Origin of the sequence: Haloarcula salina (assembly GCF_049603855.1) — an archaeon.
In the GTDB taxonomy this organism is placed as follows: domain Archaea; phylum Halobacteriota; class Halobacteria; order Halobacteriales; family Haloarculaceae; genus Haloarcula; species Haloarcula salina_A.
Map to the genome: position 1 here is coordinate 2,708,136 of NZ_CP187146.1, position 20,981 is coordinate 2,729,116.

Here is a 20,981-nt window from a genome sequence, read left to right on the forward strand (position 1 = left end):
GCGTACGGAAAGGCTACACCCTCGCCGCGCGGAGCACGGGATATGAACCGAACGAGACGCGAGGCGCTGGGACTGGTCGGCGGCCTCGCGGCGGGCGTCCTGAGCGGGTGTCTGGCACCCGGTGGCGGCGACGGCCGCGACGGGACGGACAGCGGCGGCGGCGAGGAGTCACCGACGCTCCCGCCGCCCGTCACCGAAACCGACGACGGAACGCCGACCGATACCGGGGACGAAACGCCGACCGAGACCGAGGACGGAACGCCGTCCCAGACGCCCAGGGGCCTCCCCGACGGCGTCGAGCGGGTCGACACGCCGCCGTACGACATCGAGGACCCACCCGAGTGCGCGGGAGACGGGCAAGACGAGGATTACGACCCCCGCTATCTCTGTGCGAACATGCCGGCCGAGCCGTCGCTCGCGTTCGAACAGCAGCCGACGCGGGGCACGGTGTTTCGCGACGAGGGGCTCCAGTTCTCGCCCGGCGACGACGACCCGTCCGGCGATCAGCTCTACGCGACGCTGCTGACCGACGACGACGACCTCGACCGACTGAATCCCGACCGAGACGAGATACGCGCGTTCGTCTCCGAGACGGACTTCGAGCGCCGCGCCGTCCTCGCCGTCCAGACCGGGTGGGGGTCGGGGTCGATACTGCCACACCTGAAACGCGTCGAGGCGACCGACACCGGGATCCACGCCTTCGGCTGTTACACCCGGCCCTGCGTCTACACCGCCGACTACACCGCTCGAACGACGGTGGCCCGATTCGAGCGCCCGGACGCGCTGGAGACCGGGCTGGTCAGCCTGACCGTCGATCCCACGACGCGCTACACCGTCGCGACCGGCGAGGGCGTCGTGACCATCGACCGGTAGCGACGACCCCTTGTTCTATTGGACCGCGCCAAGTATTCTCGACCATGGGAGCCCTGACATCCCTCGCGATCCGAACCCTCCACGTCCTCGCGATGGCAGTCCTCGTCGGGGGATCGGCCGCCGCGTGGTACGGCTATCGGTCCGGCGCGGTCGACGGTCTCGCGGCCGCCGACAGATTCGAATGGCTGTTCTGGGCCGGCGTCGGCGCGCTCGTCCTCACCGGCGTCGGCAACCTCGGCGCGCTCGGCCCGCCCGGGCCGACGACCGACTGGGGCCGGACGCTGCTGGTGAAACTGACCCTGGTGGTGGGCCTCGTCTGTGGCTCGGCCGTCCGGACGCTGGTCGTCGTGCGCGCACGCGAGGCCGTCCGCCCGGTCGCCGACGGTGGCCGGGAGAGCGACGACGAGACGGACCCCGAAGACTGCCCCGCCAACGACACCCCCGACAGCCCGTCTCCCGACCCACACCGCGCAGTGCTCTCGAAGGCATATGGCGCGACGACCGGGCTACTGCTGGTGCTCGTCGTGCTCGCGGAGGTGCTGGCTCATGGGTGAGTCCAGCGACCGGCAGCCGTCCCGGCCGACCGAGACGCCCGTCGAGTCACCCACCGCCTCGGTCGCACTCGGCGGCCGGCTCTCGCTCTCGTCGTGGGCACTCGCCACCTTCGACGTCGCCCTGTTCGTTCTGGTCGCCGTGCTCGCGGGCCACGCGAGCGGGGCGCTCGCCGACCTGCTCGGCGGGCTGAACACGCTCGTCGGCGCGGCCGTCTTCTGCGTGGTGTGGGCGCTGTTCGTCCTCGCCGTCCGCTGGGTCGACTCAAGGGTGTCGCTGTCGGACTCGCTGTGGACGCTCGCCCTGCACGGCTTCGCCGCGGGCGCGATGGCGGGCGTGGCCTTCCTGCTCGGACTCGTCGTCGTGCTCGTCGTCCCCGCGCTCGCGGAGGGGATCGCCCTCGGAGCGGCGACGCTCCCGGCAGTCGGGAGCATCGCGTTAGTCCTCCTGATCGGCGTCGCCGTCGCGAGCGTGGTCGGCGGCGCGGTCGGCCTGCTGGTCGGCGTGCTGGACGGACTCTGTTTCAGACTGGCGGGCCGCGTCCTCGCGGCGGCCGACGGCCGCTGACGGCGCGGCCGCCGCCAGCGAAGCGCGGCGTCGCCTCACACCGTCCCGACGGTGACGAAAAACGGAACCGTCTCGCGGCGCTCGTACTCGCCGTCCTGCATCTGGTCGACGACGGTGCGACCCATCGACCGCCAGCGCTCGCGGAGCGCGTCGTACTCGGCTGGCGTCGCCTCGCCGTCAAGCATCGTCTCCCGATCGTCTTCCAGCCCGGCCGCCGTCGCCTTCCGGCGGGCCGCTCGCACGGCGTCGTCGCCGTAGGGCGGTTCGACACGCCGCTCCTGGTCGTACCGCGTCGTCGAGACGACCGAGAGGCCTGCGTCGCGGAACACGTCTGCGGCCTCGCGGCCCAGGGTTACGTCGGTCCGGACGCCGTCGAGGAAGAACTGCCTGGCGCGGCGGGCCAGCGTCGGCTCCGCATCGACGGTCGACTCGACGGTGACGGCGGCGTTGTTCGGCTCGATGGCGGCCACCCGGTCCGTCGCGACGCGGGCGAACTCCCGAACCGCCGCTTCCGGGTCCGGGAGATTGATGAGCAGTGCTTGACACACGACGAGGTCGAAAGCGCCGTCGGCGAACGGGAGCCGCGTCGCGTCGCCGCGAACGACCGGCCCGCCGACCGACGACAGCAGGCTCGCGTCGGCGTCGAGGCCCACGACGGTCCCGTCGACTTCCTCGCGGAGCACGCGCGTCAGTTCGCCCGTCCCACAGCCAACGTCGAGGACACGGTCGCAGGCGTCCAGGTGCAGGTCCGAGAGCGCCGCTCGGGAGTCGGCCCACATCCCGCGGCGGGTGGATTCGAGGTAGTCGGCGGAGAACCTGCGCACGTCCGCGTAGAGTCGACTCGGGTCCAAAAGCGTCGCGGTCCGATGGCGCGTCGGACGTTTCCCCTCACAGTCCTTCGAGGGTAATTCGACGAATCAGATCCGGACGGCCCGTTGAGAGGTCGCGGGACGCTACTCGGCTCGGAGTTCTCGGACGCGCTCGATGTTCCAGGCGAAGCTCTTGCCGTCCTCGGTCGGCGTTTCGAGCACGAGCGGCACGTCGACGATCGCGTCGTGGTTGACGAACGCGCGCATCCCGTCCTCGCCGATGTGTCCCTCGCCGACGTGGGCGTGCTCGTCCTTGTTCGTGCCACACTCGTGTTTCGAGTCGTTCAGGTGGACGCAGGCGAGGTCCTCGAAGCCGACCACGTCGTCGAATTCCGCCAGCGTCTCCGCGACCGCCTCGGGCGTCGAGAGGTCGTAGCCCGCCGCGAACATGTGGGCGGTGTCGAGGCAGAACTCGATATCCTGCTCGGTGCGTTCCCGGACGGTCGCGAGGTGCTCGAAGTCGCCGCCGAGTTTCGTCCCGCTGCCGGCATCGGATTCGACCAGGACGGTGACGCCGTCGGGCACGTCGAGTTCGTCGAGCGCGCTGGCGGCGTTGTCGAGGCCGCCGTCGACGCCCGCGCCGGTGTGAGCGCCGAGGTGGACGTTGACGTACTCGATTCCCAGTTTGGCCGCGGCGTCGACCTCCTTTTGCATGGAGTCGACGGACTTCTCGCGGAGATCGTCCTTGGGCGTACAGAGGTTCACCAGGTACGACGAGTGGATGACCCACGGCCCGACGCCGTGTTCGTCGGCGAGGTCGCGGAATTGCTCGGCCTCGTCGTCGTCGATGTTGGGGTCCTGCCAGACCTGCGGCGAGTGCGAGAAGATCTGCCCGCAGTTGCCGCTGTACTCGACTTGCTCCTCGACGGCGTTGTAGACGCCGCCGGCGATAGAGGTGTGTGCGCCGACTCGTACCATGCACACGGGTGGGGGGTGACCGACAAAAGAGGTTCCGAACTCTACAGCAGGTCGCGAACCGACGGAATCACGCCCAGCGACGATGCGAACAGGTAGGCACCGCCGACGACGAACACGGCGGCGATGGCCATCGCGACCGGCGAAGGATCGGAGATCTGCAGCAGACCGGAGAGGCCGCCGAGAAACAGGGTCAGGCCGAGGCCGGCGAGCAAGAGCGTGCCAATCGCACCGAGCACCGCGTCCTCGGCCGCGACCCGGACGAGGCCGTACAGTTCTCGCTCCGAGAGTTCGGAGACGCTCCGCGTCGACGGGGAGGCCGATTTCGTATCGCCACTATCGGTTGATGGAGGGACCATAGGGCCACTCCTCACGATGGTGACAAAAATGTGTCGCAGGCGGGAGAAGCGCCGGTACGGCCCCTCACGGGGTCTTGCGTACCCACTCGCGCGCCCCGAACTGCTCCTTCGCACGCTCGCGTGCGCGAGCGAGTTCCTCGTCGGTCCACCCGCCCGCGTCGGCGTCGACCCACTCGGCCAGCGTCGACCGGAGCGCTTCCACGACGGCCGAGCGCTCGATATCGACGTACTCGTCGATCGCCCCCACGCGGTCGGCGAAGGCGTCGGGGTCCGGCTTGGCGGTGAAACAGCCGCAGTGGCGATCCGGCCGCAGCGACACCGAGAGCGAGCCGTGCTGGATCACGGCGTCGCGCTGGCGGTACTGGGCGTTCCCGCTCAGTTTGCATCCGTCCGGGCCGACGATGTCGTGTGCCGGATGCAGTTGCCGGAGGTAACAGGCCGGCTGGTGGAGTGCCTCGTGTTCGTCGTCGGCGAAGGCGGCGTCGACGCCCACGCGGCCGAACGCCTCCAGTATTGGCTGGCAGAACTGCTCGTAGCACGTCATGAGGTCTCCGGGAACCGCGTCCGCAGGGGCGACGATTCCGTAGGAGACGTCTGCGACGCGGTCGTGATAAATCGCGCCGCCGCCGGTCGGCCGCCGCGTGACGCCGATGCCCTCGCGCTCGCAGTACTCCCAGTCGATCGTCTCGGGGTCCTGGCCGTAGCCCAGCGAGAGGGTGTCCGGCCAGGTGTACACCCGGACGGTCGCCGGGCCGCCATCGGCCACCGTCTCCGCGGCGACCGATTCGAGCGCCATCGTCATCGGTCCGGGGCGAGTCTCCTCGCCGACGACGCGCCACTCCAGGTCGGCAAGTGTCATGTCGGCCGTTGGGAGGGGGACGCGTTAGGCGTTGCGGGCCGGCAGCTGTTCGAGTGGTATTTTCGGCCGTAATCGGCAAATCCTTCGGTTAGAGTGGATATATCGCACAATTTGGCGACCAGGTGTAGCACGGGAAAGAACACCAGCCGCAGCTTAATAAACTGTATTTCGCGATATCAAATACCGGGTCGTGCGAACCATCCAGTCGATAGCAGAACGTCGCAGAACGCCTCGTTCGTCCGTTCACCGGTCGATTTCCGGGACTCGATGTCAGCCGGGGCCCGCGCTCGGCGAGTCGTCCTGGCCGAGCATGTCGCGCATCACGCGCGCCTCGGCCTTCCGGAGGTGTTCGGCGGCGGTCCCGGGCGCACAGTCCAGTCGGTCGGCCACGTCGGCGACGCTCCCCTCGCGGGGGTTCGCGTAGTAACCGCAGTCGACGGCCGCGGCGACGGCCTCGAACTGCCGGTCGGTGAGCGCCGACCCGGTGTCGAGGCGGCGGCTGTCGTACTCGCCGACCTCCCGTACGTCGACGGAGATGCCGTCGGGGACGGCGTCGACGGCCCGCTGGACCGCGTCGCCGGGACCGACGAGCGTGAACCCGACGGAGCCGTCGGCACGGTAGGCGACGGGCGAGACGACGACCAGCCCGGTCTGTGTCACGGCCCGGATCAGGTCGTGATCCGCGTCCGAGGGGCTGTCCTGCACGTAGAGGTAGAACGTCTCGTCGGGACACGTCGAGATGGCGTACTCCCGGACGGTATCGGCCCGTTCCAGCGCGTCTCTGTACGGGTCCGGCGGGAAGCCGTCGACGTGAAACAGTAGCGTCTGGACCTCGGTGCCCATCTCGTTGCCCCGGAGGAGGTAGCTCGCCTCGTAGCCGTCGTGCTCGACGACGAACTGGTGCATCGGATGGCGAATCTCCGGGGCCATCCACAGCGAGAGCGTGACGTACTTCACGGCGGCCGTTCGGCGACCGCGTATAAAGGTGCCTCGCCGGTGAGGGACCACTCCGAGGGCGTCGCGGGGCGAAGCGCCGACCGACGGATGGCCCAGACAGCCCCACCCACGGAACAGCCACAGTCGCTCGTCGAACCGATCGCCGACCGCGTGCTGACGACCGAGGACCACGAGAACGCCCCGGCGGTGGTCGTCCGCGCGGACGAGGTGCAGGACGCCCTGTCGACGCTGCGACGCGAGTCCGGGCTGGACCACTGCGCCTGCGTCACCGCCCAGGAGTATGCCGACCGCTTCGAGACGATCTACCACCTGCGGAGCTACGACGATCCGACCCGCGAGCTGTCCGTCGTCATCCCGACCCCCCGGGACGACCCCGAGAGCGAGTCGGCCGCGCCGGTCTATCGGACGGCCGAGTGGCACGAGCGCGAGGCCTACGACCTCCTCGGCGTGGAGTACGACGACCATCCGGACCTGCGCCGCATCCTCCTGCCCGAGACCTGGCAGGGCCACCCGCTGCGCGAGGCGTTCAACCAGGACCAGCCCCAGATCGTGCCCTTCCGCGAGCACCAGCGCCTGCTCGAAGACACCCGCGAGGGTCCCGAAACGATGCACGTCAACGTCGGCCCCCACCACCCCTCGACCCACGGTGTCCTCCACCTGAGCGTCGAACTGGACGGCGAGCAGGTCGCGGCCGTCGACCCCGACATCGGCTACATCCACCGCTGCGAGGAGCAGATGTGCCAGTCCAAGACCTACCGCCACCAGATCATGCCCTACCCAGACCGCTGGGACTGGAGCGGGGCCGGTCTGCTGAACGAGTGGGCCTACGCCCGCGCGGCCGAGGACCTCGCCGACATCGAGGTCCCCGAGTACGCGCAGGTCATCCGGACGATGTGCGCCGAACTGTCACGCATCCTCTCGCACATGCTCGCGGTCGCCACGTACGGGCTGGACGTGATCGGCGAGTTCACGCCGGTGTTCCAGTGGGGCGTCCGCGACAGAGAACTCGTCCAGGACATCCTCGAAGACCTCACCGGCCAGCGCCTGATGTTCAACTACCTCCGGCTGGGCGGAGTCGCGTGGGACCTCCCCGAGCCCCGCGAGGCGTTCTTCGAGGGGATCCGATCGTTCCTCGACGACCTCCCGCGCAAGCTGGGCGAGTACCACGACCTGCTCGCCGGCAACGAAATCATCCAGATGCGGACCGTCGACACCGGCCACCTGCCGCCGGAGACCGCGAAAGCCTACGGCTGTACCGGCCCGGTCGCGCGCGGGTCGGGCATCGACTACGACCTCCGCCGTGACGACCCCTACGGCTACTACGACGAACTCGACTGGAACGTCGTCACCGAGTCGGACGGCGACAACTTCTCGCGCCTGCTGGTCCGCCTGCGCGAGGTCGAGGAGTCCGCGAAGATTATCGCTCAGTGCGTCGACCTGCTGGAAGACTGGCCCGAGAACGACCGCGAGATACAGGCGAACGTTCCCCGGACGATTCGGCCCGACCCGGACACCGAGATCTACCGCGCCGTCGAGTCCGCGAAGGGCGAACTCGGCATCTACATCCGCTCTGACGGGACCGAGACGCCCGCCCGGTTCAAGATCCGCGGCCCCTCCTTTTCGCACGTCCAGACGCTGCCGGAGATGGCCCGCGGCGAGTACGTCGCCGACCTCGTCGCGACGCTCGGCAGCCTCGATCCGATCATGGGCGACGTGGACCGCTGACCGCGTCACGCGAGTTTTGTATCCCGAGCGCGTACGTGAGGTGATGACCGAGCAAGCGACGTTCGCAGGCGGTTGCTTCTGGTGTACGGAGTCCGTCTTCAAGCAGATCGACGGGGTGACCGACGTCGTTTCCGGCTACGCCGGTGGCCACGTCGAAAATCCCAGCTACGAGGCGGTGTGCCGCGAGGAGACCGGCCACGCCGAGTGCGTCCAGGTCACGTTCGACCCGGACGTGGTGAGCTACGAGGACTTGCTCGCGGTCCACTTCACGACGCACAACCCCACGACGAAGGACCGCCAGGGCAACGACGTGGGCACGCAGTACCGCTCTGCCGTCTTCTACCACGACGAGGCCCAGCGTGAGGCGGTCGAGGCGTTCATCGAGGAGATCCAGCCCGGCTACGACAGCGACATCGTCACCGAAGTCGAGCCCCTGGAGGCGTTCTACCCGGCCGAGGAGTACCACCAGGACTACTTCGAGAAGAACCCGAATCAGGGGTACTGCCAGCTGACCATTCCGCCGAAACTGGAGAAGCTCCGGCAGAAGCACGCGGAGCTCCTGGCATGAGCTTCGAGTACACCACCGAAGTGGCGGTCCGCTACGCCGACGTCGACACCTACGGCCACGTCAACAACGCGGTCTACGCGACCTACGTCGAGGAGGCTCGAATCGACTACCTCAGCGACGTGGTCACCGACGGCGAGACCCTGCTCGCCGACGACGAGTCGGAGACCGGAATCGTCGTCGCGAACCTGGAACTCGACTTCGAGCGCCCCGTCCGATTGCGCGAGTCTGTCACCGTCGCGGTCCGCGTGCCGCGCCTCGGGGGGAAGAGTTTCCCGATGGAGTACGAGGTCCGAACCGACGGAGCGGTCGCGGCGACCGGCGAGACGACCATCGTCGCCTACGACCGCGAGGAAGGGGCCGCGCGACCGATCCCCGACGACTGGCGCGACGCGATCACTGCCTTCGAAGGACTGTAGCCCGGCGCCAGATACGCCGCCGTCGCCCGAAAAATACATCGATCTGACCGGTGGTTTTATTTCGTCTCGAAAGGTTGTATCGGGGACATATGCAACTCAGTGCCGCCCTCCGACGACGTGTCCTCCTGGCGCTCGTGGGCACTGGCCTCCTCCTCGCGGTCGGACTGGTGCTGTCCCAGTTCATCCCGACGCTCGTGTTCACGATCTTCCTCTACTACGCGAGTCGACCGATCTACCGGCGGCTCGCGGCGCTCCCGTTCCCGGATTCCATTCGGGAACACGCTCTCCCGTACCGCCGGCAGGTCCACGCAGCCGCGACGATCTTCTTCTTCCTGTTGCCGTTCATCGCCCTGCTCGGTTACACTGTCATCCTCCTCGTGCCCGAACTCCAGACGTTCTTCGGGTCCGGGGGACTCGGTGCCGCGTACCTCTCCTCGCTCCAGGACCTCGAACCGGGATCGCTTCCGGCCCCGCTCGCCGCCCTCGGCGCGGACGACCTACTGACGATGGGCCCCAGCGAACTGGTCGATTTACTCAGGAACTCGACGGTCCAGGCCTGGCTGGGACGAGTGTCCTCCACCCTCGTCGACTCGGTGAGCGTCCTGGCGACGATCCTCCTCCACGGATTCATCATGCTGGCCGGGACGTACTACTTGCTCACGGACGGCCCGCGGCTCGTCGGCTGGTTCCTCGACAACTTCGACGGCTCGGGCGTCCTCCGCGAGTACGCGTCGTCCGTGGACGACGAACTCTCGTCGATCCTCTTTGGCAACATCTTGAACGCGCTGGTGACGGGCATCATCGGCATCTTCGTGTTTTCGCTGTACAACGTGTTCGCGCCGGGATCGGTACAGGTCCCGTTCGCGCCGCTCGTGGGCGCGCTGACGGGCATCGGCAGCCTCATCCCCGTCGTCGGAATGAAAATCGTCTACATCCCCGTGGCCGGGATACTCGCGGTCTCCGCGGTCGCGGCCGGAGAGCCGTCCGCGCTGGCCTACGTCGCCGTGTTCCTCGTGGTGACGCTGGTCGTCGTGGACACGATTCCCGACTTCCTGGTGCGGCCGTACGTCAGCGGCAACCGAACGCACGTCGGCCTCCTGATGTTCGCGTACATCCTCGGCCCCATCGCCTTCGGCTTCTACGGCATCTTCCTCGGCCCGATCCTGCTGGTCCTGATCGCGCAGTTCCTTCGGGTCATCGTCCCCTACGTGATCACCGGCCAGGCCGAGTCGAGCGAGGCCAACGCGGATCAGACCGCTCTCACGGAGTTCGAATCCTCGGAGTCGTAGCGTCGATTCACCCCCTTGCGAGTGTACTCCTCGCTGTCGCGAGGTCGACGCAGCGGTCGCCGGGCGTCGATCCGATTTGATCGAGCCACTGGAGTTCCATCATCGACAGCCGATAGTGACACGTCGAGGGCCGGATCTTGTTCCAGTAGACGTACCGGACGTCGGGCCTCGGTTCGAGCCCAGCGCGGTCCTGGGTGTAGTCGTCCGTTTCGAGGTCGGACATGGGTACGGGTCCTGGCGTCTCGACGGGGGTGAAGACGAGCCCGACGCTTCCGAGCATCGCCACGTTGACGACGAGCACGGCCGCGAGCACGCCACCGAGTGACCACCGGAGGCGTAGGTCGCCGAGCCGGGCCGCGACGAGTCCGACGCCGATGGCGACGAACGCGAGCCCGGGGATGAGGTCGGTGTAGCCGCCCGTCTCGAAGTCCACGAAGAAGACCAGGAACGCGAACCAGGCGGCTCCGAGCGGAATCCACCACGCCGAGCGACCGACGTCGCCGTCGGCGCCGGTCACCTGCTCCCAGGCGAGGCGAGCGAGACCGTATCCGCCGGCGAGGACGAATGGGCTGGCCCACTTGAAGTGGACGATGCCCGCCACGATTCGGGTCAGCAGGGGGGTCTGTTCGTGGGTGGTCAGCGGGACGAGGACGGCCTGCACCACCATCTGAGAGGCCGAACCCCAGAGGACGATGACCGGAACGACCATCGCGACGGTGAACGCCAGCCCGCCGGCGACGACCCGGACGAGGCCCTGTCGGTTCCGTTGCTGAACCGCCAGGCCGACGAGGATGAGCGGAAAGACGGCCCCGGCCTGCCAGTAGCCCACGCTGGCCGCGGCCGCCGCTCCCCCGAGTGCGGGGTATTCGCGGGTGTACAGGTACACGGCGAGCAGCCCGCACAGCACGACCATGTACTTCGCCTTGTAGCCGTAGGCCGGACGAACGGCGAAACCCGGCAACAGGAACAGGGACAACCCGGCAATGGCGGCCGCGACCTCGTTTCCGGTGAGGTCGTGAACGTGAATCACGACGAGGCCGACGATGGCACACACGGCGGCGATCATCAGCAAGACGCTCAGGAGATGCAGTCGATACATGTCGCCACCGGAGAGGACGGCCAGGACGCCCGTCGTCTCGTAGGACAGTGGCAGTTTCGGTTCCCACGCGTCGACGTACAACCGACCACCCTGCGTGAGGTACCAGCCGATGTGCTCGAAGATCGCCGCGTCGGGGGCCATCGGCGGCCGTTCGGTGTGGAGTGTGATCGACCAGAAAAAATACAGCTCAGTGATTACGGCGAACAAGACGGGGACCACGAACCGTCCGTCCCGCTGTTGGAGGGCGAGCGCGGATGACAGGTCGTTCAGGAGGTCCTGATTTCTTCTGCTCACGCCGAAACGGTACACCGTAAGTGATGAAAAGTAAAGAGTAGTTTAGAAAGTAACAGTTCCTAGACGAGAGGATAGGCGCATTATTGATACGGCCGCCGACGCGACGGATGTCACATTGCTACCACGATTTCGCACATCAGTGGCGTGTGACAGGAATCCGACACCCACGGTCGACAGGGAGAGACCGAGGTCGGTAAAGCGGATTTTGAGCCACGATCGCTCGAATTGTCGACGGAGACGGACTCTCGCCGTGCATGGAACTATCGGATTACCGTCCCGGAATGCGAGTCTTACCCGGTGTCGGGTCGAACGCGAGACGACGCAAGCGCCGGCTTGGAATCGACGACAGTGCAACCCTGCCGAGTCAAGCCGAATCGGTGGACGACGCTGGTCGTTCGGCGCGTGCGCGACAGATCGAAAAGTCGATTCCGGCGAGTGCAACGCGGTGGCCGCACCCGCGCCGAGTGTCAGATCCGATTCCGACACGGACGACCACATTCGATATAGCGGTTAATAGTTTATTAGCACCCCTTCGGGAACGCGTCGGCCTTTTACCGGTCGACCGAATAGAGGTCCCTAATGGTCCAGAACGTGGCTTCGGTGATGGCAGAGTTGGAACCCGAGGACTTCCACCTGCTGTCGGGCGTCGAACAGGGAATGCGGTTCTCGGAGTACGTCGCCCGCGAGAAGCTCACCGACTTCTCGCGCCTGACGGCGGAGAACGTCGACTACCGGCTCGACCGGTGTGCCGACCGCGGGCTGGTGGAGCGAAAGACCATCCAGTACGAGGGGTTCAAACTCACCTTCGAGGGCTACGACACGCTCGCACTCCACACGTTCGCCGAGCGCGACACCATCCAGGGCGTCGGCGCGCCGCTGGGCGTCGGAAAGGAGAGTGACGTGTACGAGGCCCAGTCGTACAAGCCCGTCGCGCTGAAGTACCACCGCGAGGGGTACACCAACTTCCGTGAGGTGATGAAAGAGCGGGAGTACACCGCCGACCGGGAACACGTCTCCTGGCTCTACACCGCCCGAAAGGCCGCCGAACGTGAGTACGACGCGCTCGAAACGCTGTATCCCGACGTGTCCGTCCCGCAGCCGATCGACGCGAACCGCCACGCAATCGTGATGGAGAAGGTCGACGGCGTCGAGCTCTCGCGGACGAAACTCGAACCCGAGCAGGTCCTCCCCGTCCTCGACCTCGTCCTCGACGAGATGCAGACCGCCTACCGCGAGGGGTACGTCCACGCGGACATGAGCGAGTACAACGTCTTCGTCACCAGCGACGGCGTCGTCGTGTTCGACTGGCCCCAGGCGGTCCCGACCGACCACGAGAACGCCCGCGAACTGCTCGCGCGCGATGTAGACAATATCGTGAGCTACTTCGCGCGCAAGTACCCCCAGCAGATCAGCGCCGTCGACGACGACGCGCTCGCCGACGCCCTGGCGAGCGAGTCCTTCGAATCGATCCGCGAGTTTCTCGACTGAGCCGAACTGAGTGGTGGCTGACGACCGGCCGATCCAATCGCACGGCGCCACAGCGACGCCAGCCGCCTTCCCATCGATTTCGAACGCTGTAGCGATTTCTGCGCCGGTTTCCGAGTGCCTAGCGGATCTCGGGCAGACGGGTGATAAATCGAATACCGCGATACGAAATCGGCAAATCGGAGTCCGTCGGCGCGACGCCCGAAACCGCTGACAGAGCGGCGTCCGATCCACGGAACGGAAGAAATAATGGCCCCGAAGGGCCGAGTCCAGATGACGAATCACGCATCGAACCGTCCGCCGTCTTGCACTTTCGACCGTCGAAACTGCCGGCGTGATGTGTTATAAGTGTGTGGCTAGACAACACAAGACAAGAGCCCCGAGGAATACGTGAATGTCTCCTAACGCAGCCCCCACCGACCCGAGTACAGTATCGCGACGGCGCGTCCTGCAGAGCGCGGGCGCGGCCGGTCTGGCCGCACTCGCGGGCTGCAACACAGGAAGCGACGGGGGCGGCGTGGACAGCGGCACGGGGAGCCTCGACCCGGTACGCGAGCGCGTCGAAGTCGATATCGACGAGATACAGACCGGCGGGACGCTCAGGTTCGGCCTGGGCGCCGGCATCGACTCGTTCGATCCCTCCTACAGCACCAGCGCGCCGGCCGGCAACGCCCACGGACTCGTCTACGAGAGCATCATCACCCAGGACGCCGCGGGAACCGTCTACCCGTGGCTGGCGACGTCCTGGGAGCGCATGGAGGTCAATGACATCGACCGGAGTGCCTACGAACCCTACATGACGTCGGCGGAGACGGACGAGAACGGCAACCTCGTCGCCGACGAGCAGATCATCATCCGCGACCCGGACGCCGGGCAGGTGCTCACCGTCGCAGAGGCCCCCGACGCCGTCGCCGACGGGACCTTCGGGATGCGCTACCGGGCGGAACTCCACGAGGGCGTCACCTTCCACAACGGCGAGGAGATGACCGCCGAGCACGTCGCACGGTCCTACGAGGTCCTCGAGAACTCCTCGATCTCGGCCCAGACGTTCGATTCCTTCCTCTACGCCGAAGTCGTCGATGACTACACCGTCGATATCTACGGTCAGGTGCCCGACGCCGAGGCAGACAACCAGTTGCCGTCGACGGCGGTCTACCCGATGGAGCACATCGAGGAGTACCCCGACACGGGCGCGGACCCGCGCAACGACCGCACGCCTATCGGGACCGGCCCCTTCACCTTCGAGTCCTACGAGACCGGCGAGCGCGCCCGGTTCAGTTCCTTTGACGATTACTGGCTCGACGACATGGGCCTCGACGCGCTGGAGTGGTGGGACGGACCCGAGGGCTTCCCGACGAGTCCGGTCGTCGACGAGGTCGTCATCTCCATCGTTTCGGACAACGCGACCCGGGCGGCGGCGCTCAACAACGGCGAGATCGACCTCACCTACGGGCTGTCGAGCGACACGTACGGCGAGTACCGCAGCGCCGAGGACTTCCGGCTCAGCGTGACCGACGCCGGCGCGTACAACTTCCTGCAGTATCCGGTGACCGTCTCGCCGTGGGACGACGAGCGCATCCGGCGCGGCGTCAATCAGCTGATCCCGCGAGCAGCGATCGCCGAGAACGTCTACAACGGCTACCGGAACCCGGCGTACGTCCCGCTCCCGGAGATGGCGGCCGACGAGGGGACGGCGGACTACGACGCGCTGGTGGAGGAACTCCGCCCGCAGACCGAACAGGACACCGAGGCGGCGACGAGCCTCCTGCAAGAAGCCGTCGACGACCTCGGGATCGAGACGCCCATCGAGGTGACCATCGAGACGAACACCTCCAGCGACCGCGTCCGCGAGGCCGAACTCGTCGCGCAGGTGATGAGCAACACGGAGTTCTTCGACGTCGGCGTCGAGACGTTCGAGTTCACCACGTTCGTCCAGCGCATCCTCGGCCCCGAGTACTACCAGCAGGGCAACATCGTCCTCATCGGGCTCTCCGGGACGTTCAACCCCGGGAGCTTCTACGACGCCGTCAACTCCATCGACAACTTCGGCCAGTGCTGTAACTTCCAGCGGGTCGACACGCCGGACCTGGACGAGATCGCCACCGAGGCGCGCTACTCCGTCGAGGCCGTCGAAGACCCCGAGTTCCGCGGCCAGCAGTACGACGAGATCTGGCGAGGACTCATCGAGCAGGTCCCGAACAGCTACACCGTCTTCGGGACGAACGTCTCGTCCCTGTCGACGGACTACGTCGGCCACAACACGTACACGTTCTCCTCCGGCATCTTGCCCTACGGACTCCACGCGCCGACCGACGAGCAGGTCGCCTATCTGGATCGCGGGTGATCCGATGAGCCTCAGACGCTTCGTCGCGATCCGCGTGGCCTCGACGATTCCGATCCTGTTCGGCGTCTCGGTGTTCACGTTCGCGCTGGTCCACCTGACGCCGGGCGACCCCATCGACCAGCTCGTCGCCCTGAACCCACAGATTTCGGCGGCCGAGGAGGCGGCGATACGCGCCAGATACGGCCTCGACGGGCCCGTCTGGCAGCAGTATCTCACGTGGATGAGCAATCTCCTGCAGGGCGACTTCGGGACGGTCATCGCCGTCGACCAGCCCGTCGGCCCGTACATCATGGCCCGTCTGCCCGAGACCATCGCGCTCGGCCTGTTCGGGTGGGCCATCGCCCTGCTCATCGCCATCCCGACCGGCATCTACGCGGCGGTGAACAAGGACACGCTGGGCGACGACCTCTCGCGGGTGTTCGCCCTCTCGGGCATCTCGCTGCCGAACTTCTGGCTCGGCCTGATGCTCATCCTCGTGTTCGCCCTCTGGCTCGACCTCTGGCCGGTGCTGGCCCCGGACAAGCCGCTGCTGTCGCCGGCGATGCTGTGGTACCTCGTGCTTCCGGGCGTCACCATCGGCACGGCCTCCTCGGCGACGCTGATGCGCGTGATGCGCTCGTCGATGGCCGAGGAGCTGAACAAGGAGTACGTCACCGCGGCGCGGGCGAAGGGCCTCCCCGAGCGAACGGTCGTGCTGAAACACGTCCTGCGGAACTCGCTCATCTCGGTGACGACCATCGCCGCGTTCCTGACGGCGGGCATCTTCGCGGGGGCCGTCGTCGTCGAGCAGGTGTTCGCCTGGCCCGGCCTCGGCCGCGCCTTCGTCCAGGCCATCATCGGCCGGGAGGTGGACCTCATCATGGCCATCACGCTCTTTACCGGCGTGACCATCATCCTCGCGAACCTGCTCGCGGACATCGTCTACGCGCTACTGGACCCACGAATCAGGTACGACTAATGAGCTCTGAACGAGGCCGCATCCGGATCACGGGGTTCGACGCCGACGCCGTCGAGCGCCGCGAACCGCTGTCTGACTGGACCGAGCACCGAGAGGGAGAGACGGAGAGCCGCTGGGAACGCGGCTGGCGGGAGTTCCGCCAGAACCGCAGTGCAATGTTCGGCCTGTACGTCGTCACGGCGATGGCGCTGCTGGCGGTGTTCGCCCGACCGATCACCGTTGCTGGCGTCACCGTCCAGCCCTTCGCGCTCGCGCCCTACCGGCCGGACGCCATCCTCTACGTCCAGGGGCTCGACGTGAGCGCCTACGAGGGCCCGTCGCTCGCGCACCCGTTCGGGACCGACGGCTCCGCGCGGGACGTGTTCTCCCGCGTGCTGTACGGCGGGCGCTTCAGCCTCTCGATCGGCTTCATCGTCGTCTTCGTCACCGCCGCCATCGGGCTGGTGTACGGCGCGGTCGCCGGCTACTACGGCGGCTGGATCGACGAGGTGATGATGCGCGTGCTCGACCTCATCTTCGCGTTCCCGGGGCTCCTGCTCGCACTCATCATCGTCGCCGTCCTGGGCAAGGGCTACTGGGAGCTGGTGCTCGCCTTTACCGCCATCGGCTGGGCCGGCTACGCCCGGCTGATACGCGGGGAGATCCTGAAGGTCAAGGAAAACGAGTACGTCACGGCGGCGAAGGCGCTGGGCGCGCGGGACCGCCGCGTCATCTTCCGGCACGTCGTCCCCAACGCCGTCGCGCCGCTGATCGTGCAGGCCTCGCTCTCCATCGGGACGGTCGTCATCGGCGTCGCCGCGCTCGGCTTCCTCGGTCTCGGTCTCCCACCCAGTTCGGCCGAGTGGGGGACGATGCTGGACCAGACGCGCGAGACCATCGTCCAGGGCCCCGGCGGGACGATTCCCTGGTGGGTCACCGTCTTCCCCGGCGGCGCGATCTTCCTGTTCGTCATGTCGATGAACCTCATCGGCGACGGCATCAACGACGCGCTCGACGCCCAGGAGGGCGAGGACGTGGCCCGCGGGGGCGAGGTCTGATGGCCCTCCTCGAAGTCGACGACCTCACGGTGAACTACTACACGGAGGAGGGCGTCGTCACCGCCGTCGAGGACCTCTCCTTTCGGATCGACCGCGGCGAGAAGTTCGGCGTCGTCGGCGAGAGCGGCGCGGGCAAGAGCGTCACCGCCCTGTCGCTGATGCGCCTCGTCGAGCGCCCGGGCCGCATCGAGAGCGGCGAGATCCGCTTCAAGGGCGAGGACCTGCTGTCGATGCCGGACTCGGCGGTTCGGGACATTCGGGGGAGCGAGATCGCGATGATCTTCCAGGACGCCCAGACCGCGCTGAACCCGGTCTACACCGTCGGCGAACAGATCGCCGAGGCGATCCGCCACCACCTCGACTACGGCGAGGAGGCGGCCCGCGAGCGGACCGTCCGCCTGCTCGACGACGTGGGCATCCCCGAACCGGAGACGCGCTACGACGACTACCCACACGAGTTCTCCGGCGGGATGCAACAGCGCGCCGTCATCGCGATGGCGCTGTCCTGTGACCCGGACCTGCTCATCGCCGACGAGCCGACGACGGCCCTGGACGTGACCATCGAGGCGAAGATCCTCGACCGACTGGAACGCCTCGCAGACGAGTACGACACGGCCATCCAGCTCATCACCCACGACCTCGGCGTCATCGCGGAGGTGTGCGACCGGGTGCTGGTGATGTACGCCGGCCGCGCCGTCGAGCGGGCCTCGGTCGAGGAGCTGTACTACGACCCGAAACACCCCTACACCGTCGGGCTGATGAGCGCCATCCCCCGCATCGGCGACCGGCAGGACCGCCTGCAGACGATTCCCGGGACGATGCCGGACCTCGTGGAGGTCCCGTCGGGCTGTAGCTTCCACCCCCGCTGTCCGTTCGCCGAGGAAGCCTGCACGCGCACGCGACCGCCGCTGGTCGACCCGGCGACGGGCGAGCGCGCCGGCCCCGGCGACCGGTCAGCCGCCTGTCTGGCCTACACCGGCGATCTGGACGGCGAACTCGACTACGAGGTCGAGGTGCGGGGCCGCGACGCCGACCCGGCGGGCGAGGCGTCCGAACCGCCCGAGCCGGACGGCGGCGCGGTCGGCGACGGAGCGAGCGAGAGACCGACGAACGCCGACGCGGATTCCGACGCGGGAGAGCAACGATGACTGCGGCCGACGACCCCATCCTCGAAGTCGAGGGCCTCACGAAGTACTACGAGTCCGGCGGGGGACTCGTCGACACCCTGCTGGGCCGGAGCCGGGAGGTGAAGGCCGTCGACGGCGTCGATCTCGAACTGTACCCCGGCGAGACGCTGGGCATCGTCGGCGAATCCGGCTGTGGCAAGACGACGCTCGCACAGGCGCTGTTGCGGCTCATCGAACCGACCGCCGGGACGGTCCGCTACCGGGGCGAGGACCTGACGGCCGCCGCCGACGACCGCCTGCGGGAGCTCCGAAAGGAGATCCAGTACATCTTCCAGGACCCCTTCTCCAGCCTCAATCCGCGGCTCACGGTCGGCGACATCGTCGGCGAGCCCCTCGACATCCACGGCATCGCCGCCGGCGAGGCCCGCACCCGCCGCATCTACGACTTGCTGGAGACCGTCGGGCTCAGCCAGCGCCACGCCCACCGCTACCCCCACGAGTTCTCCGGCGGCCAGCGCCAGCGCATCGGCATCGCCCGCGCGCTCGCCGTCGACCCCGAAGTCATCGTCTGCGACGAGCCCGTCTCGGCGCTCGACGTGAGCGTGCAGGCCCAGATCCTCAATCTCCTCGAAGACCTGCAGGACGAGTTCGGCCTCTCGTACATCGTCATCGCCCACGACCTGAGCGTCGTCGAGCACATCGCCGACCGCGTGGGCGTCCTGTACCTCGGGGAGTTCGCCGAGATGGGCGCGACCGAAGACGTGTTCGGGCCGCCACACCACCCCTACGCCGAGGCGCTGCTGTCGGCCATCCCGGAGCCCGACCCCGGCTGGGAGGGCGACCGCATCTTCCTCTCTGGGGAAGTCCCGTCGCCGCTGGACCCGCCCGCCGGCTGTCGGTTCCACACCCGCTGTCCGAAGGTCATCCAGCCCGAGGGCTCGACGCTGTCGCAGTCTGAGTGGCGCTCGCTGCTGGACCTGAAACAGCGGCTCCGCGACGCCGAGGCGCTGGAATCCGTCACCGCGGTGGCGGAGTCCGACGACGGGGCCGCCGAACCGACGGCCCTGTCGCGGGCCGCCCTCGACGAGCGCGTGCGCGAGGAGTTCGACCTGCCCTCGCCGGTCAGCGACGACGCGGCCGAGCGGGTGCTGTCGGAGGCAGTCGACCGCCTCCACGACGAGGACTTCGACGCCGCGCGGGCAACCATCGACGAAGCATTCGAGTCCCCCTGCGAGCGCACCGACCCGCCGCTGTACGAGGTCGGCGACGGCCACCGAATCGCCTGCCTGCTGTACGGCGAGGACTACCCCGACGAGCCGGAGCGGGCCTGAGAGACCGGGACAGTCTCGGCGTCGTGAGTGGTTTCGTGCGGACAGGCTAGGTCTGAATGGCCACACAGCAGGGGTTGTGGCTGTAACGCCGCGCGGACAGGACACACGGCCAAACACTCAATAATCGGCTTATCCAACGGTGACGTATGGCGAGCATCGAAATCGACGAGGAGGTGTACGAGGCGTTGCAGGTCCCCGACGGAGAGCGGTCACAGACGATGAAAGAGGAGTTAGCCGTGTCGCTGTACGCACGCGATGTCCTCTCGTTCGGGAAGGCACGCACGTTAGCAGAGCTGTCTACGCGCGAGTTCCAGGCCCTCCTCGGAGAGCGAGAAATCCCGCGCCATTACACCGAGACCGAACTCGCCGAAGACCTCGACTATGCCGAATGACGAGCTCGTCGTTTCGGACACGTCACCGCTTCTGAACCTCACCCAGGCAGAGGGATAGCTGTTCGACGAGAGCGCCGTCCATCCTGTTCCGTATTGAACCTGCACCACGGCTGATACCGCAATTTTACACGTCCGGTTCGCCAAGTTCCTCGCGCATGGATCCCCGACTCAAATGGGGCCTGGGAACGACCCTCCTCGGCCTCCTCGGACTCGTGCTCCTTGCGAGTACCGGGGCCGTCCAGAACCTCCTCGGTCCCGACATCCAGAACCGCCCCGTCAATCTGGCCGCCGTCGGCGGCTCGCTCCTCCTCGTCGCCGCGGGCGTCGCGACGCTGGTACAGGCGCGCCAGACCGGCTGACGCGGCCGCCAGCGAACGGAATCGGTCCCGCGGCCAACGCTTTTGCCGCCCCGACACGCAGTCCCGACAATGCGTCGAATCTACGGACCGGGGGACGACAGGGGTGATGGGACCCCGAACGAACCCGGCCGCGACGGCGAGTCACCGTCGGCCGCGCGGTCGGTCGACGCCGCCGCGTGGAGCGACCGACTGCTGCCGACGTGGCTCCGCTACCGCGCCGTCTCGGTCGACGTAGCGGTCCCGGACGGTGCGTCCACCCGGACCGAGATTCCCTTCGTCGTGACGATGAAGAACGCACTCCCGGTGCCGGTCACGATTCCGACAGACTCGCTGCGGCCGTGGACGTGGTACGTCGACGGTCTGCCGGAGGCCTCCCACGTCGACAGTGTCCCGAGCGAGGCGAGCGCCATCCGGTTCGACCGCGGCGAGCGAAAGCGGTTCCGGCGGCGCTGGGACGGGCTCTTCCGCGTCAGCGAGGACGAGTGGGAGCCCGCGGCGGCCGGCGAGTACACCATCGGCGCGGGGCTGAGCGTGCCCGACGCCGCCGAGCGCGGCCTCTACAGCGAGGCGACGGTCAGCCTCGTCGAGCGGTGAGAACGGGAGCGA

General features: G+C 67.5%; 22 protein-coding genes. 16 read left to right on the forward strand and 6 right to left on the reverse strand.

Features of this window, described 5'->3' with window-relative positions:
- Positions 1-42 precede the first annotated feature (42 nt).
- Genes ACOZ4I_RS13750 through ACOZ4I_RS13760 form a run of 3 tightly spaced genes read left to right on the forward strand, consistent with a single transcriptional unit; the run spans position 43 to position 1,992 of the window.
- Positions 43-873 (forward strand): hypothetical protein, encoded by an 831-nt coding sequence (locus ACOZ4I_RS13750; RefSeq protein ID WP_424000472.1) that lies wholly within the window; start codon positions 43-45, stop codon positions 871-873.
- 44 nt (positions 874-917) lie between these two features.
- Positions 918-1,427: a CopD family protein gene (locus tag ACOZ4I_RS13755; protein ID WP_424000474.1), complete on the forward strand. Its 510-nt coding sequence runs from the start codon at positions 918-920 to the stop codon at positions 1,425-1,427.
- Positions 1,420-1,992 (forward strand): hypothetical protein, encoded by a 573-nt coding sequence (locus ACOZ4I_RS13760; protein WP_424000476.1) that lies wholly within the window; start codon positions 1,420-1,422, stop codon positions 1,990-1,992. Before ACOZ4I_RS13755 ends, ACOZ4I_RS13760 begins: the two co-directional genes overlap by 8 nt.
- 35 nt (positions 1,993-2,027) lie before the next feature.
- Here the strand turns inward: ACOZ4I_RS13760 and ACOZ4I_RS13765 are convergent, their stop codons facing one another.
- The 5 genes from ACOZ4I_RS13765 to ACOZ4I_RS13785 all read right to left on the reverse strand — a co-directional run bounded on the left by ACOZ4I_RS13765 (position 2,028) and on the right by ACOZ4I_RS13785 (position 5,951).
- Positions 2,028-2,771 (reverse strand): class I SAM-dependent methyltransferase, encoded by a 744-nt coding sequence (locus tag ACOZ4I_RS13765; protein WP_424004817.1) that lies wholly within the window; start codon positions 2,769-2,771, stop codon positions 2,028-2,030.
- A 174-nt stretch (positions 2,772-2,945) separates the two neighbouring features.
- Positions 2,946-3,779, reverse strand: a complete 834-nt coding sequence (locus tag ACOZ4I_RS13770; RefSeq protein WP_424000478.1) for a deoxyribonuclease IV — start codon at positions 3,777-3,779, stop codon at positions 2,946-2,948.
- Between the two features lie 41 nt (positions 3,780-3,820).
- The gene (locus ACOZ4I_RS13775; protein ID WP_424000480.1) at positions 3,821-4,135 is read right to left on the reverse strand and encodes a hypothetical protein; all 315 of its coding nucleotides are present in this window, start codon (positions 4,133-4,135) and stop codon (positions 3,821-3,823) included.
- Between the two features lie 64 nt (positions 4,136-4,199).
- The gene (locus tag ACOZ4I_RS13780) at positions 4,200-4,994 is read right to left on the reverse strand and encodes a lipoate--protein ligase family protein (protein WP_424000482.1); all 795 of its coding nucleotides are present in this window, start codon (positions 4,992-4,994) and stop codon (positions 4,200-4,202) included.
- 270 nt (positions 4,995-5,264) lie between these two features.
- The gene (locus ACOZ4I_RS13785) at positions 5,265-5,951 is read right to left on the reverse strand and encodes a helix-turn-helix domain-containing protein (protein WP_424000484.1); all 687 of its coding nucleotides are present in this window, start codon (positions 5,949-5,951) and stop codon (positions 5,265-5,267) included.
- An 87-nt stretch (positions 5,952-6,038) separates the two neighbouring features.
- On the opposite strand from ACOZ4I_RS13785, the gene ACOZ4I_RS13790 reads away from it, so the two are divergent.
- The 4 genes from ACOZ4I_RS13790 (at position 6,039) to ACOZ4I_RS13805 (ending at position 9,949) form a co-directional block, all read left to right on the forward strand.
- Positions 6,039-7,676: an NADH-quinone oxidoreductase subunit D gene (locus tag ACOZ4I_RS13790; RefSeq protein WP_424004818.1), complete on the forward strand. Its 1,638-nt coding sequence runs from the start codon at positions 6,039-6,041 to the stop codon at positions 7,674-7,676.
- Positions 7,677-7,719: 43 nt separating this feature from the next.
- Positions 7,720-8,244: a peptide-methionine (S)-S-oxide reductase MsrA gene (gene msrA / locus ACOZ4I_RS13795; RefSeq protein WP_424000486.1), complete on the forward strand. Its 525-nt coding sequence runs from the start codon at positions 7,720-7,722 to the stop codon at positions 8,242-8,244.
- Positions 8,241-8,660, forward strand: coding sequence for an acyl-CoA thioesterase (locus tag ACOZ4I_RS13800; RefSeq protein ID WP_424000488.1), 420 nt, complete (start codon positions 8,241-8,243; stop codon positions 8,658-8,660). The genes msrA and ACOZ4I_RS13800 overlap by 4 nt, the downstream gene beginning before the upstream one ends.
- 89 nt (positions 8,661-8,749) lie before the next feature.
- Complete coding sequence (locus ACOZ4I_RS13805) at positions 8,750-9,949, forward strand: AI-2E family transporter (RefSeq protein WP_424000490.1); 1,200 nt, start codon at positions 8,750-8,752, stop codon at positions 9,947-9,949.
- 7 nt (positions 9,950-9,956) lie between these two features.
- On the opposite strand, the gene ACOZ4I_RS13810 is transcribed toward ACOZ4I_RS13805, so the two are convergent.
- A complete protein-coding gene (locus ACOZ4I_RS13810) occupies positions 9,957-11,189 on the reverse strand; it encodes a DolP-mannose mannosyltransferase (protein WP_424004819.1) in 1,233 nt (410 codons plus the stop codon).
- Between the two features lie 732 nt (positions 11,190-11,921).
- On the opposite strand from ACOZ4I_RS13810, the gene ACOZ4I_RS13815 reads away from it, so the two are divergent.
- The 9 genes from ACOZ4I_RS13815 to ACOZ4I_RS13855 all read left to right on the forward strand — a co-directional run bounded on the left by ACOZ4I_RS13815 (position 11,922) and on the right by ACOZ4I_RS13855 (position 20,969).
- Positions 11,922-12,830 carry a serine/threonine-protein kinase RIO2 gene (locus tag ACOZ4I_RS13815; RefSeq protein ID WP_424000492.1) on the forward strand — a complete coding sequence of 303 codons (909 nt, stop codon included), beginning with the start codon at positions 11,922-11,924 and terminating at the stop codon, positions 12,828-12,830.
- A 391-nt stretch (positions 12,831-13,221) separates the two neighbouring features.
- Entirely contained in the window at positions 13,222-15,171 is a 1,950-nt protein-coding gene (locus ACOZ4I_RS13820) for an ABC transporter substrate-binding protein (protein ID WP_424000494.1), read from the forward strand.
- A 4-nt stretch (positions 15,172-15,175) separates the two neighbouring features.
- Positions 15,176-16,129, forward strand: coding sequence for an ABC transporter permease (locus ACOZ4I_RS13825; RefSeq protein ID WP_424000496.1), 954 nt, complete (start codon positions 15,176-15,178; stop codon positions 16,127-16,129).
- On the forward strand, positions 16,129-17,166 hold the full coding sequence (locus ACOZ4I_RS13830; protein ID WP_424000498.1) for an ABC transporter permease: 1,038 nt from the start codon (positions 16,129-16,131) through the stop codon (positions 17,164-17,166). Before ACOZ4I_RS13825 ends, ACOZ4I_RS13830 begins: the two co-directional genes overlap by 1 nt.
- Positions 17,166-18,314 (forward strand): ABC transporter ATP-binding protein, encoded by a 1,149-nt coding sequence (locus tag ACOZ4I_RS13835; RefSeq protein ID WP_424000500.1) that lies wholly within the window; start codon positions 17,166-17,168, stop codon positions 18,312-18,314. Before ACOZ4I_RS13830 ends, ACOZ4I_RS13835 begins: the two co-directional genes overlap by 1 nt.
- Positions 18,311-19,624: an ABC transporter ATP-binding protein gene (locus ACOZ4I_RS13840; RefSeq protein WP_424000502.1), complete on the forward strand. Its 1,314-nt coding sequence runs from the start codon at positions 18,311-18,313 to the stop codon at positions 19,622-19,624. Before ACOZ4I_RS13835 ends, ACOZ4I_RS13840 begins: the two co-directional genes overlap by 4 nt.
- Positions 19,625-19,770: 146 nt before the next feature.
- On the forward strand, positions 19,771-20,016 hold the full coding sequence (locus ACOZ4I_RS13845; protein ID WP_424000503.1) for a UPF0175 family protein: 246 nt from the start codon (positions 19,771-19,773) through the stop codon (positions 20,014-20,016).
- Between the two features lie 155 nt (positions 20,017-20,171).
- Positions 20,172-20,375, forward strand: coding sequence for a hypothetical protein (locus ACOZ4I_RS13850; protein ID WP_424000505.1), 204 nt, complete (start codon positions 20,172-20,174; stop codon positions 20,373-20,375).
- Between the two features lie 69 nt (positions 20,376-20,444).
- Complete coding sequence (locus tag ACOZ4I_RS13855) at positions 20,445-20,969, forward strand: hypothetical protein (protein WP_424000507.1); 525 nt, start codon at positions 20,445-20,447, stop codon at positions 20,967-20,969.
- Positions 20,970-20,981: the final 12 nt, after the last annotated feature.